General features: G+C 64.9%; 5 protein-coding genes. 1 reads left to right on the forward strand and 4 read right to left on the reverse strand.

The window, feature by feature from the left end:
• Positions 1 to 49: 49 nt before the first annotated feature.
• Entirely contained in the window at positions 50 to 13,036 is a 12,987-nt protein-coding gene (locus BLO80_RS04585) for a non-ribosomal peptide synthetase (RefSeq protein WP_092327044.1), read from the reverse strand.
• A gap of 281 nt (positions 13,037 to 13,317) precedes the next feature.
• On the opposite strand from BLO80_RS04585, the gene BLO80_RS04590 reads away from it, so the two are divergent.
• Complete coding sequence (locus BLO80_RS04590) at positions 13,318 to 13,866, forward strand: RNA polymerase factor sigma-70 (RefSeq protein ID WP_092327046.1); 549 nt, start codon at positions 13,318 to 13,320, stop codon at positions 13,864 to 13,866.
• Positions 13,867 to 13,975: 109 nt separating this feature from the next.
• Here the strand turns inward: BLO80_RS04590 and BLO80_RS04595 are convergent, their stop codons facing one another.
• From BLO80_RS04595 to BLO80_RS04605, 3 genes are all read right to left on the reverse strand, one after another.
• On the reverse strand, positions 13,976 to 14,989 hold the full coding sequence (locus BLO80_RS04595; protein ID WP_092327047.1) for a GNAT family N-acetyltransferase: 1,014 nt from the start codon (positions 14,987 to 14,989) through the stop codon (positions 13,976 to 13,978).
• 70 nt (positions 14,990 to 15,059) lie between these two features.
• Entirely contained in the window at positions 15,060 to 15,836 is a 777-nt protein-coding gene (locus tag BLO80_RS04600; RefSeq protein WP_175459453.1) for a substrate-binding periplasmic protein, read from the reverse strand.
• A 115-nt stretch (positions 15,837 to 15,951) separates the two neighbouring features.
• Positions 15,952 to 16,578 carry a TetR/AcrR family transcriptional regulator gene (locus tag BLO80_RS04605; RefSeq protein ID WP_092327049.1) on the reverse strand — a complete coding sequence of 209 codons (627 nt, stop codon included), beginning with the start codon at positions 16,576 to 16,578 and terminating at the stop codon, positions 15,952 to 15,954.
• Positions 16,579 to 16,739: the final 161 nt, after the last annotated feature.

Raw genomic sequence — 16,739 nt, forward strand, 5'->3', positions numbered from 1 at the left:
ATGTGGGAGCGAGCTTGCTCGCGAAGAGGTCTTCATAGACGCCGCAAAACTACAACCCTTCCAACTCCGCCATCAAATCATTCAACCGATCCACCTTCTCCTCGGTGATTTCACTGGCCGCCAGCCCCTCGATGTAGTCGGCCAATTCCTGCACCGTGCTGCACTCGAACATCGCCCGCAGCGGCACGTTGCGTTGCAGGGCCTTTTGCACCCGTGAGGCGATTTGCGTCGCCAGCAAGGAATGGCCGCCCAACTCGAAGAAGTTGTCCCGTACCCCCACCCGCTCGACTTTCAGCACCTGGGCCCAGATGTCTGCCAGGGTCTGCTCCAGGTCATTACCAGGGGCCTGATAATCCTGGCTTTGCAACTGGCCGATCTCCAGGGCCGGCAAGGCCTTGCGGTCGAGCTTGCCATTGGCGTTGAGGGGCAGGCGATCGAGCCACAGCCAGTGCAGCGGCACCATGTATTCCGGCAGTTCGGCCCGCAGGCGCTGCTTGATGCGCTCCAGGCGTTCGGCGGGTTTGAGTGCCGAGTCGGTGGCCACCAGGTAGCCCACCAGATGCTTTCCATTGGCGCCCTCCTGCACGCCCACCGCCCCATCGCGCACTTCCGGCTGTTCATGCAAGCGCGCTTCGATTTCCCCCAGTTCGATGCGGTAGCCGCGAATCTTCACCTGATGGTCGACGCGCCCAACGTACTCCAACACCCCGTCGCTGCGCCGCCGCGCCAGGTCGCCGGTGCGGTACAGCCGCGCTCCCGGCGCCCCGAACGGGTTCGGCACAAAGACCGGGGCGGTGCGCAACGGATCGCTGACATACCCGCGCCCGACCCCGGTGCCCGCCACGCACAACTCCCCCACCGCCCCCAGCGGCACCAGGTCCAGCGCGCCGTCGAGCAGGTACAAACGGTTGTTGTCGGTGGGCGTGCCAATCGGCAGGTAAGTGCCACGGGTCGAGGCCTGGTCGACCCGGAAGAACGCCACGTCATCGGAGCATTCCGCCGGCCCGTAGGCATTTACCAGACCAATGTCCGGATAGCGCAGCAACCATTGATGGGCCAGCTCCGGCGGCATCGCTTCGCCGGTGGGCAGCATCCAGCGCAGGCCGTCCAGGCCGATGCGCTCTTGGGCGAGCATGCCCTGGATCAGCGACGGCACGCTTTCCAGCACGGTGATGCCCTGTTGCTGCACATGCTCCAGCAGCCCTTGCGGGTCGTGGGCGATGGCGTTGGGCACGATGTTGACCCGGGCGCCGAACAACGGCGCGGCCAGGAACTGCCAGACCGAAATATCGAAGCTTTGGGACGCCGTCTGAGCGATGACATCCGCCTCGCTCAGCGCCAGGTACGGCACTTTGCTCAGTTGGTTGTTGAGCATGCCCCGCTGTTCCACCATCACGCCTTTGGGCAGGCCGGTGGAGCCGGAGGTGTAGATCACGTAGGCGAGATTGTCCGGCCCGCTGTAGACGCCCGGGTCTTGCGACGAAAAGTCGCCGGCCTGGACGGTTTCCCATACCAGCAACTTCGGCCGTCCGGAACAGGCGAACTCGTCCAGCAACGCCTGGGCCTGGACCTGGCAGGCCTGGGTACAGACCAGCAAAGGCGTGCGGCTCAATTCGATGATGCGGCTCAGGCGCTGGCTGGGCAGGCCGGGATCCAGCGGCAAGTAGCCGGCACCGGCCTTGAAGCTGCCGATGATCATGCCCAACAGTTGCGCATCCCGTTCAGCCAGCAACGCCACCGGCTGATCCAGACCGACCCCGGCCGCGATGAGCGCGTGGCCGAGGCGGTTGCTGCGCGCATTCAACTCGGCGTAGCTGCAGGTCGTGTCCAGGCAACTGACCGCAAGACGTTGCGGATGGGCCGCGACCCGTGCCTCGAACAGCTCGACGTAGCTCTGTTCCAGCGGATAGGCATGCTCGCTCTGGTTGCAGCCTTCGATCAGGAAGTCCTGCTCTTGGGCACCGATCAACGGCAACTCGCTCATGTCACCGTTCAAGCCCTCCATCAGCGCCAGCAGCAGCCGCTTGAACTCACTCAGCAAGCCCTGGACGGTGGCTTCATCGAAGTAGCGCTGGTCGTAGGAAAGGTGCAGCCCCAGGTCATCCCCCGGGTAACAGACCGCCGTCAGCGGGAAGTTGGTGTGGGTGCGGCCCGAGTCGGAGGTGGCATTGAGGCTTTGGGCACGGTCCAGCACCGAGACTTCCACCGGTGCGTTCTCGAACACGAACAGGCTGTCGAACAGCGGTTGGCCCTTGGGCAGTTCGCTGACGTCCTGGATGCTCACCAGCGGCAGGTACTCGTACTCGCGCAGTTGCATGTTGCTGTCCAGTAAATCGCTGAGCCACTGGCGCACGCTGCAGCGCTGATGGTCCTCGGGCATCTGCACGCGCAAAGCGATACTGTTGATGAACAGCCCGACGGTGCGTTGCATCTGCGGCAGCTCCACCGGGCGCCCGGCCACGGTGACGCCGAACAGCACGTCGCGGTCGCCGCTGACCCGGCGCAGGACCAGGGCCCACGCCGCCTGGGCGAAGGTGTTGACCGTCAGTTGATGGGCCTGGGCCAGTTCCCGCAGCCGTGCGCCGTCCCGGGCATCGAGACGGGTGTAGCAGTCGCCGACGATCATGCCGCCGCTGTCACCGGCGTGCTCGCGCAGGAACGGCCGGTCGCCAGGGATCGGCGTGGTCCGCTCGAAGCCTTGCAGGTTGCGCTTCCACCACTGCCGGGCTTCATCCAGGCTCTGGTGTTGCAGCCAGCCGATGTAGTCGCGATAGCGCGGCGGCACGGCCAACTGCGGCTCGCGCCGCTCGCCCAGGGCGGTGTAGATCTCGAAGAAGTCGTCCATCAGCAGCGAACGGCACCAGGCATCGATGAGGATGTGGTGGTTACTCATCATGAACCAGTAGCGCGCCGCGCCGACCCGAATCAGCCGCAGGTGGAATGGCGCCTGGTTCAACAGGTCGAAACCGGCCTCGCGTTCATCCTTGAGCAGGGCCTGGAGCTTGGCTTCCTGGGCGTCTTCAGGCACCTCGCACCAGTCGAGGTAATCCACCGGTGTGCGGCCTGGCTTGTGGATGATTTGCAGCATGTCTTCGCCGACGTTCCAGCAGAACGATGCGCGCAAGGCTTCGTGACGGGCGATGACCGCCTGCCAGGCCTGGGCAAAACGCTGCGGGTCCAGTTCGCTGTTGATGCGGTAGCGATCCTGCATGTAGTACAGGCCGGTGCCCGGCTCCAGCAGGGTATGCAACAGCATGCCTTCCTGCATGGGCGTCAACGGGTAGACGTCTTCGATCCGCGCGGCCGGCACGGGCAGGCTGTCGAGCTGGCCCTGGGTCAGCTTCGCCAGGGGGAAGTCCGATGGCGTCAGCCCGCCCGCCTCGTCCGTCAGGCAGTGTTCGATGAGGCGTTGTAACTCATCGAGGTAAGCCTCGGCCAGGGCGGCGATGGCCTGGCGCTCATGGCGCTGGGCACTGAAGGTCCAGCGCAGCACCAGTTCGCCGCCGCTGACCTGGCTGTCGACGCTCAACACATTGGGTAACGGCGCATCGGGATCGTGAATGGCCCCCAGGGGCGCATCCAGCGGCTGGAACAGCGCCTCCTGGCCCAGGGTCTGGTCGAGCTGACCCAGGTAGTTGAAGGTGATCGCCGCGTGCGGCAGGCCGGCCATCGCCTCGCGTGTCGGCGCATCCGCCAGGTAACGCAGCACGCCATAACCGAGGCCCTTGTGGGGCACCGCGCGCAGTTGCTCCTTGATGGCCTTGATCGAGACGCTGAAGTCTTCGACCGTCGGACTCAGGCGCACGGGATAGACGCTGGTGAACCAGCCGACGGTGCGGGTCAGGTCGAGGTCGTCGAACAGCGCTTCGCGGCCGTGGCCTTCGAGCTGGACCAAGGCCGAATCGTGGCCGCTCCAACGGCACAGCACCCGGGCCAACGCCGTGAGCAGCAGGTCATTGACCTGGGTGCGGTAGGCGCTTGGCGCCTGTTGCAGCAGTTGCCGGGTACGCTCGGCGTCCAGGCGCACGCTGACGGTTTGCCCGTGACGCTCCTGCAGCCCGCCGTCAGGATTCGCGCACGGCAGTTGTACTGGCGCACCGCTCAATTGCGCTTGCCACCAACCCAGCTCCTCGCGCAGGGACTCGCTGCCGGCGTAGGCCTGCAAACGCGCGGTCCAGTCGCGCAACGGGCTGGTCTTGGCCGGCAGTTGCGCCGCCTGCCCGGCGACGAGCTGGCGGTAGACGGTTTGCAAATCGTCCATCAGCACCCGCCACGACACACCGTCCACCACCAGGTGATGAATGGCGATCAACAACCGTTGCCGACCATCCGGCAACTGCGCCAGCACGGCACGCAGCAACGGCCCGGTGGCCAGATTGAAACGGCTCTGCGCCTCGGCAAACAACGCTTCGCACGCCTGGGCAGTGTCCACGCAGACCTGCTGCAACAGCACAGCGTCAGCCAGCGATTGGTGCTCGGCGCGCCAATGTCCGGCGCTTTCGTCGAAGCCCAGGCGCAAGGCATCGTGGTGCTGGAAGACGCTGCGCAGCGCCTGCTCCAGCCGTTGCGGATCCAAGGCCGTGGCCGGTTCCAGCAGCAAAGCCTGGTTCCAGTGATGCCGGTTGGGAATCGGGCGATCGAAAAACCAGTGCTGGATCGGCGTCAACCCGGACTCGCCCTGCAACAGGCCCTGCTCGGCATGCATTTGCTGGCTGCGTGTGGCAACGGCGGCCAGGGTCTGTACGGTCTGGTGCTGGAACAAGTCCCGGGGTGTGAAATGAATGCCCTGCTGCCGGGCACGACTGACCACCTGGATGGACAGGATCGAATCACCGCCCAGCTCGAAGAAATTATCGTTGAGGCCCACCTGCGCCACGTTCAGCACGTCGCACCAGATCGCCGCCAAGGTTTGTTCCAGGGCATTGCTCGGCGCCACGTAGTGTTGGCGATTGAGCTCAGGATCGGGCAGCGGCAAGGCGCGGCGGTCGAGCTTGCCGTTGGCGGTCAGCGGCATGCTCGCCAGCAGGATCAGGTGCGTGGGCACCATGTAGTCCGGCAACTGGGCCTTGAGGTGGTTTTTCAAGGCGTCGCGCAGGGCCGCTTGTCGATCATCGTCCTGGCTGGCGATGTCGCTCACCAGGTAGCCGGCCAGTTGCTTGCCGCCGGGCGTGTCGAGGGCCAGGACCACGGCCTCGCGCACCGCCTCATGTTCCAGCAGGCGGGTTTCGATTTCCCCCAGTTCGATGCGGAAACCACGGATCTTCACTTGATGGTCGATCCGTCCCAGGTACTCCACCAGCCCGTCGGGGCGCTGGCGCACCAGGTCGCCGGTGCGATAGAGGCGTCCGCCCTCGGTGGCGAACGGGTCGGCGACGAAACGCTCGGCGGTCATCCCCGGACGCTGGTGATACCCCTGGGCCAGACCGGCGCCGCCCACATACAACTCGCCCGTGGCACCTGGCGGCACCAACGCCAGGTCGGCGTCGAGGATGTAGGCCACCCGGGCACCGATCACGCTGCCAATCGGCACACTGGCCGCGCCCTCCCCCAATTGCTCGGGGGCCAGGCTCGCCAGGGGCATGACCACGGTTTCGGTCGGGCCATAGGCATTGAAGAACAGGCTCGGGCTGAACGCCGCGCGAATGCGGTGCAAATGCTCGCCCGTCAGGGCTTCGCCGCCAGTGATGCACATGCGCACCGGCAGGGTCTGGCCCTGTGTGGCCAACCACTGCGCCAACTGACTGCCGTAGCTGGGGGTGAAACCCAGGATGTTGATGCGATGCTGGCGAATCAGCCCGCAGATTTCCTCGGCGTCCCACTGGCCCTGGGCCCGCAACACCACGTGGGCACCACTGAGCAGCGGCACCAAGAGACGTTCGGTGGCCGCATCGAAGTTGATGGAATAGAAATGCAGCTCGCAGTCGTCCGAGCGCATGCCAAAGCGCTGGATCACCGCCTGGCAATGCATGGCGATTTCACCGTGGGACACCACCACGCCCTTGGGCTTGCCGGTGGAACCGGAGGTGTAGATCAGGTAGGCCTGGTGTTGCGGCAGGTTGATCAACGGCAGCGAGTGATCCGGGTACTGCGCCAAGGCCGGCGAATCGTCTTCCTGGCACCAGCAGCCCACGCCGTCGGGCAATGCACCGAGAGCCCGGAGCATCGCCCGGTCGCTGAGCAGCAGGCTGATGCCACTGTCTTCGATCATGTAGTGCAGGCGATCCAGCGGGTATTCCGGATCCAGCGGCACGTAGGCACCGCCGGCCTTGAGAATCGCCAGCAGGCCAATGACCATTTCCAGCGAGCGCTCCAGGGCCAGGCCGACCCGCACCTGCGGCCCGACGCCTGCCTCGCGCAGGCGCCAGGCCAGGCGATTGGCGCGGCTGTCCAGTTGCGCATACGTCAGGGTCTGCCCGGCGAAGGTCAGGGCCGGCGCGTCGGGACGCGCCCGGGCCTGTTCGGCGAACAGTGGGTGGATGCATTGGTCCAGGCGATGCTCACCGGGCTCGACGCCCAGGCTGTCGAGCAGGTGTTGCTGCTCGCCGGCATCGAGCAGCGGCAACTCGCTCAGGCGTCGGGCCGGGTCGTCCAGCAGCGCTTGCAGGAGGTTGCGCCAATGCCCGGCCATGCGCGCGATGCGCGGTTCGTCGAACAGGTCGGTGCTGTAAGTCAGGCAGCAACCCAGGCGTTGATCCAGGTCGGTGACTTCCAGGTTGAGGTCGAACTTGGTGGCCCGGGCGTCGTTGACCAGGTATTCGACGGTCATGCCGGCCAGGGTGCGGCTCTGCTGGAATTCCCAGCGCTGCACGTTGCACATCACTTGGAACAGTGGGTTGTAGGCCGCACTGCGCGGCGGTTGCAGAGCTTCCACCAGATGATCGAACGGCAGGTCCTGATGGGACTGGCCTTCGATGACGGTGTGGCGCACCTGCTCGAACAGTTCGCCCACCGACATCTGCCCGTCGAGCTGGCAACGCAGCACTTGGGTGTTGAGGAACGCGCCGATCAGCCCTTCGCTTTCCGGGCGGATGCGGTTGGCCACCGGCGCGCCGATGCGCAGGTCGGTCTGGCCGCTGTAGCGGTAGAGCAACACGGCCAGGGCAGCGGTCATGGTCATGAACAGGGTGAGGCCCTGTTGCGCGTTGAAGGTGCGGACCCGCGCGGCCAGCTCATCGCTGAGATCGAAACGGAACAGTCCACCGCGATGGCTTTGCACCGACGGACGCGGGCGGTCGCCGGGCAGTTCCAGCAGCGGATGCTCGCGGCCCAGTTGCGCGGTCCAGTAGTCCAGCTGCCGTTGACGTTCGCCGGATTCCAGCCACTGGCGCTGCCAGACGCTGTAGTCCAGGTACTGCACCGGCAACGGCTCCAGGGGGGATTCACGGTCGTCGACAAAAGCTTCGTACAGCGCGCTCAGTTCACGGGCGAAAATGTCCATCGCCCAGCCTTCGGTGACGATGTGGTGCAGCGTCAGCACAAAGTAATGCTCATGTTCGGCGGTCTTGACCAGGCAGGCCCGCAGCAGCGGTCCGGTTTCCAGGTCGAAGGGCTGGTGGGCCTCGCTGTCGGCCAGTTGCTGCACCCGCTGCTGCCGAATGTCAGCGGCCAGCATCGAGAAGTCCTTCCAATCCATGCGCAGGCCCGTCTCGCCGTGCACCTGTTGGCAGGCCACGCCGTCGACGCTCGGGAACGTGGTGCGCAGGGTTTCGTGGCGCAGGATCAACGCCTGCAAGGCCGCCTCGAAGCGCCCGACATCCAGCACCCCGCGCAACCGCGCCATGCCACCGACGTTGTAGGCCGGGCTGTCCGGCTCCATCTGCCAGAGGAACCACATGCGCTGCTGGGAATACGACAGCGGCACCGGTTGGCTGCGATCGACCGTCTCGATGGGCGGCTGGCGGTTGGTCTGGCCGCTGGCTTGGATCAAGCGCACTTGTTCGACGAAAGCACCCAGTTCGCTCGCCTCGAACAGCGCCCGCAACGGCAGTTCCACGTCACAGGCCTGGCGAGTGCGGGAAATGATCTGGGTCGCCAGCAGCGAATGGCCGCCGAGGGCAAAAAAATCGTCCCGCAAGCCGATGCGCGCCAGTCCCAGCACGTCGCGCCAGATGCCGGCGATTTGCTGTTGGAGGGCGCTGACCGGCTCGACATGCTCGCGCACCTGCCATTGCGGTTCAGGCAAGGCGCGGCGATCGAGCTTGCCGCTCGGGCTCAAGGGCATGGCGTCCAGGCGTAGCAATTGGGCGGGCACCATGTAGTCCGGCAGTTCGGCGGCCAGGGCGGCCTTGAGCCGGGTGTTCAATTCGTCCTGGCCGTGGGCGACCTCCGGCGCGGTGTAATAACCGATCAACTGCGGGCCGGCCGAGGTGTCGCGCACCAGCACCGCCACTTGGGCAATACCGTCCTGGGCCAACAGGCGCGCTTCGATTTCCTGCGGCTCGACCCGGAAGCCCCGCAGCTTGACCTGCTGATCGAGGCGGCCGAGGTATTCGATCACGCCGTCGACGCCCCAACGTGCCCGGTCGCCGGTGCGGTACAACCGCGCACCGGCCGGTCCCATCGGGTCGGCGACGAAACGCTCGGCGCTCAGGCCCGGACGCCCGAGGTAACCCCGGGCCAGGCCCAGGCCGCCAATGCACAGCTCGCCCGGCACACCGGCCGGCACGGGATTGAGGTCGCTGTCGAGCACCCGGCACAGCACGTTGCCCAGGGGACGGCCGATGGGCGAACGCTCGCCATCAGCGTCGGTACAATGCCAATGGGTGACGTTGATCGCGGTTTCGGTCGGGCCGTAGCGGTTGTGCAATTGCGCCGACGGCAGTTGCGCCAACACCCGGTTGCGCAACTCGGCCGGCAAGGCTTCGCCACCGCAGAACAGCCGGCGCAGGCTGGTGCAGCGGGCGCTCAGCGGCTCTTCGACAAACAGGCTGAGCAGCGGCGGTACGAAGTGCAGAGTGGTGACGCCAAACTGCTGCACCAACTGGGCGATGCGGTGCGGGTCACGGTGCTCGCCGGGGCCAGCCAGGACCAGTTGACTGCCGGTGATCAGCGGCCAGAAGCATTCCCAGACCGACACGTCGAAGCTGATGGGGGCCTTTTGCATCAGCACATCGTTGGCATCCAGCCCGTAGGTCGCTTGCATCCATTGCAGGCGCTCGGCCAGGGCCGCGTGGGTATTGCCGACGCCTTTGGGCTGGCCGGTGGAGCCAGAGGTGTAGATCACGTAGGCCAGGTGATCGCCGTGCAGGTGCAGGCCCGGCGGGTTGCTCGGCCATTGTTCCAGGTGCAGGGCGTCCATGGCGATGACACTGACGCCGTCGCAGGCTGGCAAACGCTCCAGCAACGCGGTCTGGGTCAGCAGCAGGTCGACGCCGCTGTCGTCGAGCATGTAGGCCAGGCGTTCGGCCGGGTAGTCCGCATCCAGCGGCACATAGGCACCGCCGGCCTTGATGATGGCCAGTACACCAACGAGCAACTGCGGCGAGCGCTCGCAGGCAATCGCCACGCACACGTCCGGACCAATGCCCTTGTCCCGCAGGTAATGGGCCAGGCGATTGGCCTGGGCGTGCAGCTCGGCATAATCGAGTTGACCACCGTCCCAGCGCAGGGCGATCCGTTGCGGCGTGCGGCGGGCCTGCTCGTTCAACAGCTCCGGCAGCCATTGGCTGGCCGGCGCGCACGGGGCCGCGCTCCACTGCTGCTGTTGGCTGTGTTCATCGGCGGTCAATAACGGTACATCGCCGATGGCTTGCTGCGGATCGGCACAGACCGCCCGCAACAGGTTGCAGTAATGCACGGCCAGCCGCTCGATGGTCGCCGCCTCGAACAGCTCGTCGGCGTAGTCGAACGACAGGGTCAACCGGCCGTTGCGATCTTCTTCGCTGTGCAATTGCAGGTCGAACTTGGCTTCGCGGCTGTGCCACGGCAACTCCTCCGCCAGCAACCCCGGCAAACGGCGCAAGGCACTCAGGTCACGCTGCTGGTGGTTGAACATCACTTGGAACAGGCCTTGCTCGCGTGCACCGGGAAATGCTTCGAGCAGTTGTTCGAACGGCAGGTCCTGGTGGGCCTGGGCCCCGAGCGTGGCTTCCCGGGCCTGGGCCAACAGCGCGGCGAACGGTTGACGGGAATCGACCTGCCCGCGCAGGACCTGGGTGTTGATGAAGAAGCCGATCAGCCCCTGGGTGTCCAGGCGCGGACGGTTGGCGTTGGGCACACCGACGCGGATGTCGGATTGCCCGGTGTAACGCTGCAACAGCGCCTGGAAAGCCGCCAGCAACAGCATGAACGGCGTCGCGTCATGGGCCTGGGCCATGTGGCGCAGGGCCTCGCCGAGGTCCTTGTCCAGGCGCAGGCTGTGCCGCGCGGCGCTGCGCTGGCGTTGAGCGCTGCGTGGATGATCCGTGCCCAGCACCAGGGCCGAATGTTCAGCGCCCAGTTGCTGTTTCCAGTAGCTCAGTTGGCGTTCGGCCTCGCCCTGGGCGAGCCACTGGCGTTGCCAACTGCCGTAGTCGGCGTATTGCAAAGGCAATGGCGCCAGTTCAGCAACCTGGCCTTGGGAGGCGGCGGCGTACACGCGGGAGAATTCTTCGACCAATACATTCATCGACCAGCCGTCGGCGATGATGTGGTGCAGCGTCACCAGCAGTTGATGGTCATCCTCGTCGAGGCGCAACAGGGTGACCCGCAGCAGCGGCCCCTTCTCCAGATCGAACAGCGTGGCCGCTTCGTCTTCTCGAACCTGCCGCGCCCGGGCTTCGCGCCGGTTGGCAGGTTCGTCACTGAGATCGATCACCTGCAGCTTGAATTCGCCGGCCGGATCGACCTGTTGCAAGGCCACCCCATCCCGCTCCAGGAACCGCGTGCGCAAGGACTCATGACGCTCGATCAATTGCTGGAAACTGGCCCGCAGCGCGTCTTCGTCCAGCTCGCCACGCAGGTGCAAGGCACCGGGAATATTGTAGGCACGGCTCGCCGGGTCGAGCTGCCAGGTGATCCACAAACGGTTCTGCGCCAGGGATTGCGGCAGTGGCGCATGGCGCGGCAATGGGCTGATCGCGCCCAGGGACTGGCCGCCATCCGGTTGCAGGTTCGCCACCGCTGCCGCGAACGCCGCCAGGGTCGGCGCTTCGAACAGCAGGCGCAGGTTGAGCACCAGCCCGAGGGTTTCGCTCAGGCGTGCGATCACCTGGGTGGCGGCGATGGAGTTGCCGCCCAGCAGGAAGAAATGATCGTCGGCCCGGACCTGCTCGACCTGCAATTGCTCCCGCCAGACCTGACCGATGAGGGCTTGCAACTCGGAGGCCGGGGCGGGTTCGTCAGCCACGTCTGCTTCGGCTGACGGGAACTGTGCGTAACTGTCCAAACTGCCGTCGGCCAACCGGATGCGGCAGGCCGAGCGCTGCAACTTGCCGCTGGAGGTCTTGGGCAGCGCGCCGGGATTGAGCAGCACCACCACGCTCGGGGCTTGCTGGCAGGCCTCGGCCACGGCCTGGCGAATGGCGGTGATCAAGGCTTCGGGTGGCAGGATTTTCTGCACGCTGCGACTGATTTCCGCAGCGATGCCGATGCCCTCCCCGCCGTTGTCGTTGACCGCGAACGCCGCCACCCGGCCCTTGCGCACCACCTCCACTTCGCGCTCGATGGTTTGCTCGATGTCCTGGGGATAGAGATTGTGCCCGCGCACGATCAGCAGGTCTTTCAGGCGACCGGTGATGAACAGTTCGCCGCCGCGCCGGAAACCCAGGTCGCCAGTGCGCAGCCAGGTCCGGCCGTCGTGCTGGACAAAGGTTTTGGCACTGGCTTCAGGGTTGCGCCAGTAACCCAGGGCGATGCTCGGCCCGGCGGCCCAGACTTCACCGACCTGATTGTCGGCCAACGGCTGCAACGTGGCGGGCTCGACGATCAGCACCGCGTGCCCGGGCTGGCTGACACCGCAACTCATCACCGCGCTGCCCTGCCCCGGCTCGGCCCGGTTCTGCGCCAACGCCGCGTCATCCACTCGCAACGAAGGAATGCCGTGGCGGCGCGGCGTGCCGGCGACGAACAAGGTCGCTTCGGCCAGGCCATAGGAGGCCATGAAATTGTCCGGCGTGAAGCCGCACGGAGCGAATTTCTCGGCAAAACGCTCCAGGGTGTCGAGGCGGATCGGCTCGGAGCCGGAATAGGCCACGCGCCAGCCGCTCAGGTCGAGACGGTTCAGGGCCGAATCACTGACCCGTTCGCTGCACAACCGATAGGCGAAATCCGGGCCGCCGCTGATGGTGCCACCGTACTCGCTGATCGCTTCGAGCCAACGCAGGGGACGGGCCAGGAAATAAGCCGGGGACATCAATACGCAAGGGACGCCGCTGAACACCGGCTGCAACAGACCGCCGATCAGGCCCATGTCGTGGTACAGCGGCAGCCAGCTGACGATGACGTCGTCGGGGTTCAGGTCGATGCCGAAGCCATGGCGGATCAGCAGTTCGTTGGCCACCAGGTTGCCGTGACTGACCTGCACCCCCTTGGGCAGCGCGGTGGAGCCGGAGGTGTATTGCAGAAAGGCGATGTCATCGTCCTGCAGCGTCGGCATCCGCCATTGCCCGGCGTGGGCCGGGTCGAGGGTATCGACGCACAACACCGGCGGTGCCGACTCGATGGCTTGCAACGGCTCGCGCAGATCGCTGCTGGTGAGCAGCAGGCGCGGTTCGGCGTCGGCGATGATCGACAGCAGGCGCTCCTGATGGTGGCGACGGGCGGACTCCGGCGGATAGGCCGGCACCGCGATCACCCCGGCGTAGAGGCAGCCAAAGAACGCCGCGACGTAATCCGGGCCACTGGGAAACAACAGCACGGCGCGATCGCCCTGCGCCGCTTCGGCCTGCAAGGCGCCGGCGATGGTCCGGGCGCGCAGGTCCAGGTCGCGATAACTCAACACCACACCCTGCCCAGGGGTGTCGGCAAGGAAGCGCAGGGCCACCCGGTCCGGCGTCAACGCGGCGCGGCGCTGGAGGGCATGAGCCAGGGTGCTGGGGAGTTCGAACGCGTCGGTCATGGGGGTTTCCTGCCTGAATTCGGCTTGCAAGTTGTCCCCCATGGAACGGATAGCCACGGCAAATAATTAGTCGGGCAGCCGACTCACCGAGGCATGCAGCCAAGCAGCCAGCTGCCAGGCACCGCGGCAATGGGTCGCGGCGCCGAGGCTGGACTTTGTCACATCAATAATTCTTCTTCTCAATTGACAATCATTATCATTAAGCCTAATTTGGCGCTCGATGTGTAGGACGGGTCCGGCATCCGGACGTCCCGCTAACTTTTTGCAGCAAGGTGAATTCCATGACGGAACAAGTATCCACAAGCAGGTGCGACTCACCGTTACTCCAGGCGTTCGTCGATAACCGACTGATCCTGGTCAAGATCGCGGCGCGTATTACCGGTTGCCGGTCCCGCGCGGAAGATGTGGTGCAGGACGCTTTTTTCCGGCTGCAATCGGCCCCACAGATCACCTCCTCGTTCAAGGCGCAACTCAGTTATCTGTTCCAGATCGTGCGCAACCTGGCGATCGACCACTACCGCAAGCAGGCGCTGGAACAGAGATACTCGGGGCCGGAGGAGGAAGGGTTGAACGTGGTGATCCAGGGTGCTTCGCCAGAAACCTCCCATATCAACTTCTCCACGCTGGAGCACATCGCCGACGCGCTGACCGAACTGCCCAGCCGCACCCGCTATGCCTTCGAGATGTACCGCCTGCACGGCGTGCCGCAGAAGGACATCGCCAAGGAACTGGGGGTCTCGCCGACCCTGGTGAACTTCATGATCCGCGACGCCCTGGTGCATTGCCGCAAGGTGTCGGGGGTTCGGGGGGATACTTTCGCCCGTCGGTGACTTGTGGTGGTTTTGCCGACCTTATCGCGAGCAAGCTCGCTCCCACAGTGGATCTTCAGTGACCACAAAACTGTGGGAGCGAGCTTGCTCGCGATAAGGCCATAAGGCCTTACATCAACCCACACCGATCAAAAAACCGCTCACGCCCCAGGATCATCAGCGCCGCGCGCTTGTGGGGGAAATCGAATTCCTTTTCACAATGGAAGCACTGGTTGTGCAGGTGCCCGATCATCCGCGCATTGTCGGCCCGGGGCTCGGCGACCACGCGTTGGGTGCGCGGATCGTCCAGGAACAGGTAATGCACCAGCGCCGACAACCAGCTCGCCACCTTGTGCGGCCCGCGGTGCTGTTCTTCGCCCACCAGCATGTGGATACCGCGATCATAGTGGTCGGCCTCATAGAACGGCGCGATCCGATCCTCCTTGGCCCAATAGGCTTCGAAGTAAGCGAACGGCTGGTCATCGAAGCAACCGATCAGGGTCAAGACCCGGGGATCGGCCTGCAGCTTGCCCAGGTACTCGCGATGCTGTTCCAGGCTGCCCTCCTCCTGCCAGAAGCTCGCCACTCGCGGGCTGTTCTGCCAGCGATTGAAACGCTCAAGGTCCTGCTCGATTTCCAGGGTGCGCAAGGAGACCCAGGCCCCCAGCCGCGCATCGAAACGTCGATACACCTCGCCACGCGGCTTCATGGGCCGGCGCGGATGGCGGCGGCCATCGGTGATGACCATCTGTTGCGGGTAACTGCCGCTGAACGATTCCCCCAGCCAGGGCTGCGGCAATTGCCAGAACATCGTGCGCTCGCAGCGGTATTCACCGGCACGCTCCGTAAGCGTCAATAAACCGCTGAGCAAGGCTTCGCCGGGGCGCTCGCCGAGGTGCCAGGTCAGGTGCTGACACTCGGGATCCCGGGCAAACAGCCAATAGCAGGCCGCCCACAGCGCCGGACCCACCGGGCGGTCGTTGATTTCCTGCAAATGCACATGCAACTCGGGACCGCGCACAAGGCGCAGCCGGATCAGCGGCGCGCCTTCGAGCATCAGGCTCAGGTGGCGTTCGGTTTCATCGGCGCCGAGGCGACGGCCACCGGGCAAGGGCAGCGTCGTCGGGTGGTTGAGGTTGGACATGGGAGCGGCTCGCGTATTCGTCGGTAGTCAACGTGTGACGTGAGCCGGGGCGGGAAATTTAGTGTCGCCCTCAATGGAAATGCGTGGAGACCAGCTGGATCTGATAGGGCTGGAAAATCTTCAGCATCTGACCGTTATCCCGCAGCGTTTGCAGCAACTGTGCGAACGCTTCGCTGGAAATGGGCGCCTGTGGCCGGATCAGCGCGTAATGGTGGTAAATCTGGTCGATGCGTTCAGACACCAGCAGTTGCGGGCCGACTTCGGGATTGCGCAACACGTAATCGTTGAGGTACGAACGGGTCACCAGGGCGATATCCGCCCGCCCGCGCAAGACCATCAGCAGATTGCTGTCGTGGGAATACGTCAGCGTGGCGTTGTATTGACCGGCGAGAAACTTGGGGTCGGCGTTGAATTCGGCAAAGGCGTAGTGATAACCGCTGAACAGCGCCAGGCGCTTGCCCCTGAGGTCGGCGAAATAACTTTGCTGGCGCTCCGGCTGGCGCTGGGCGACGAAGACTTCGGCATCTTCCAGGCCCATGTCCACCGACGTGTGCGGCACATCCTGCCAACCCCATTCGGGGTTCTCGAAAATTGCCATGTCGACCCGGCCCTGCTTGAAATCATTGAACCGGCGCGGGATCGACGTCGGCACCAGGACGAACTGATAGTCGTTTTGAGACTGGTTCAAGGCCTCCACCATCTGCGGCAGCAGGCCGGTGTCGGCACCGTTCTCGGGACGAACGGTATAGGGTGGAAAATGTGCCGCGCCGATCCGTACCAATTGCGCCGCCTCGATCGGCAACGCCAGGAAAACGGCCAGAGTGGCCAGCAGCACACGGGAGGTCATCCCCATCGGCGAAAACGTCAAGATAACCCACTCCCCAAAAGTCCCCATCACTACAATCAAGCTAGGCGGTTTCAGCCGCTTAGCCAGCCAGGCGGCCATTTAAAGCGCCGTTCGATTATTGTTTTTCTTCAAGCACCAGGATCAGGGCCTGCTCGGCCAGTTCATCGAGGCTCAGGCTGCCTTCGGTGCGAAACCAGGTGGTGGTCCAGGACAACGCCCCCGTGAGGAACCGCCGGGTAATGGGCACGTCCCCGCGAATATACCCGGCCTCCTTGGCCTGGCCCAGGACCTCGAGCCACAAGTCTTCATACGTATCACGCAGGGCCAGCACGTGCCGCTGTCCGTCCGGCGAGAGCGAACGCCATTCATAGACCAGCACCGCCATGGCCTCGCCAGTGCCGCCCATGATCGACTGCAATTCGCAGCGAATCAGCGCCAGCACCCGCTCGCGCACGCTGTCGGCCTCGGCCAGGGCCGCACGCATCAACGCGGTGTTGTAGCGGATGGTCTCTTCCATCACCGCCCGCAGGATGTCGTCCTTGCTCTTGAAATGATGAAAGATGCTGCCCGACTGGATGCCCACGGCACTGGCCAGGTCGCGTACCGTGGTGCGTTCGAAGCCCTTGTTGCGAAACAGGTGGGCGGCGGTCTGGAGCAGTTTGCCGCGCGCACTGTCCGGGTCGGTCAGTTGCCCGTTGTCGACCAGCTCACGCATCACGCCCAGGGCTTTTTGCTCATCCACCCATTCTCTCCTACAGTCGATCAACCAACGCGCCGCCACTGCACAGCAAACCATCGGTGGCGCGGGCAATTTAAGCCGAGCGAAGCAGCCAAGCAAGCGCTCGGCCAGAAGAACCGGCGGTCGTTTACAAACCAAGCGCTTGCTTGGTAGTCTCGAATCGC

Source organism: Pseudomonas sp. NFACC56-3, assembly GCF_900100025.1.
Lineage (GTDB): Bacteria > Pseudomonadota > Gammaproteobacteria > Pseudomonadales > Pseudomonadaceae > Aquipseudomonas > Aquipseudomonas fluorescens_AA.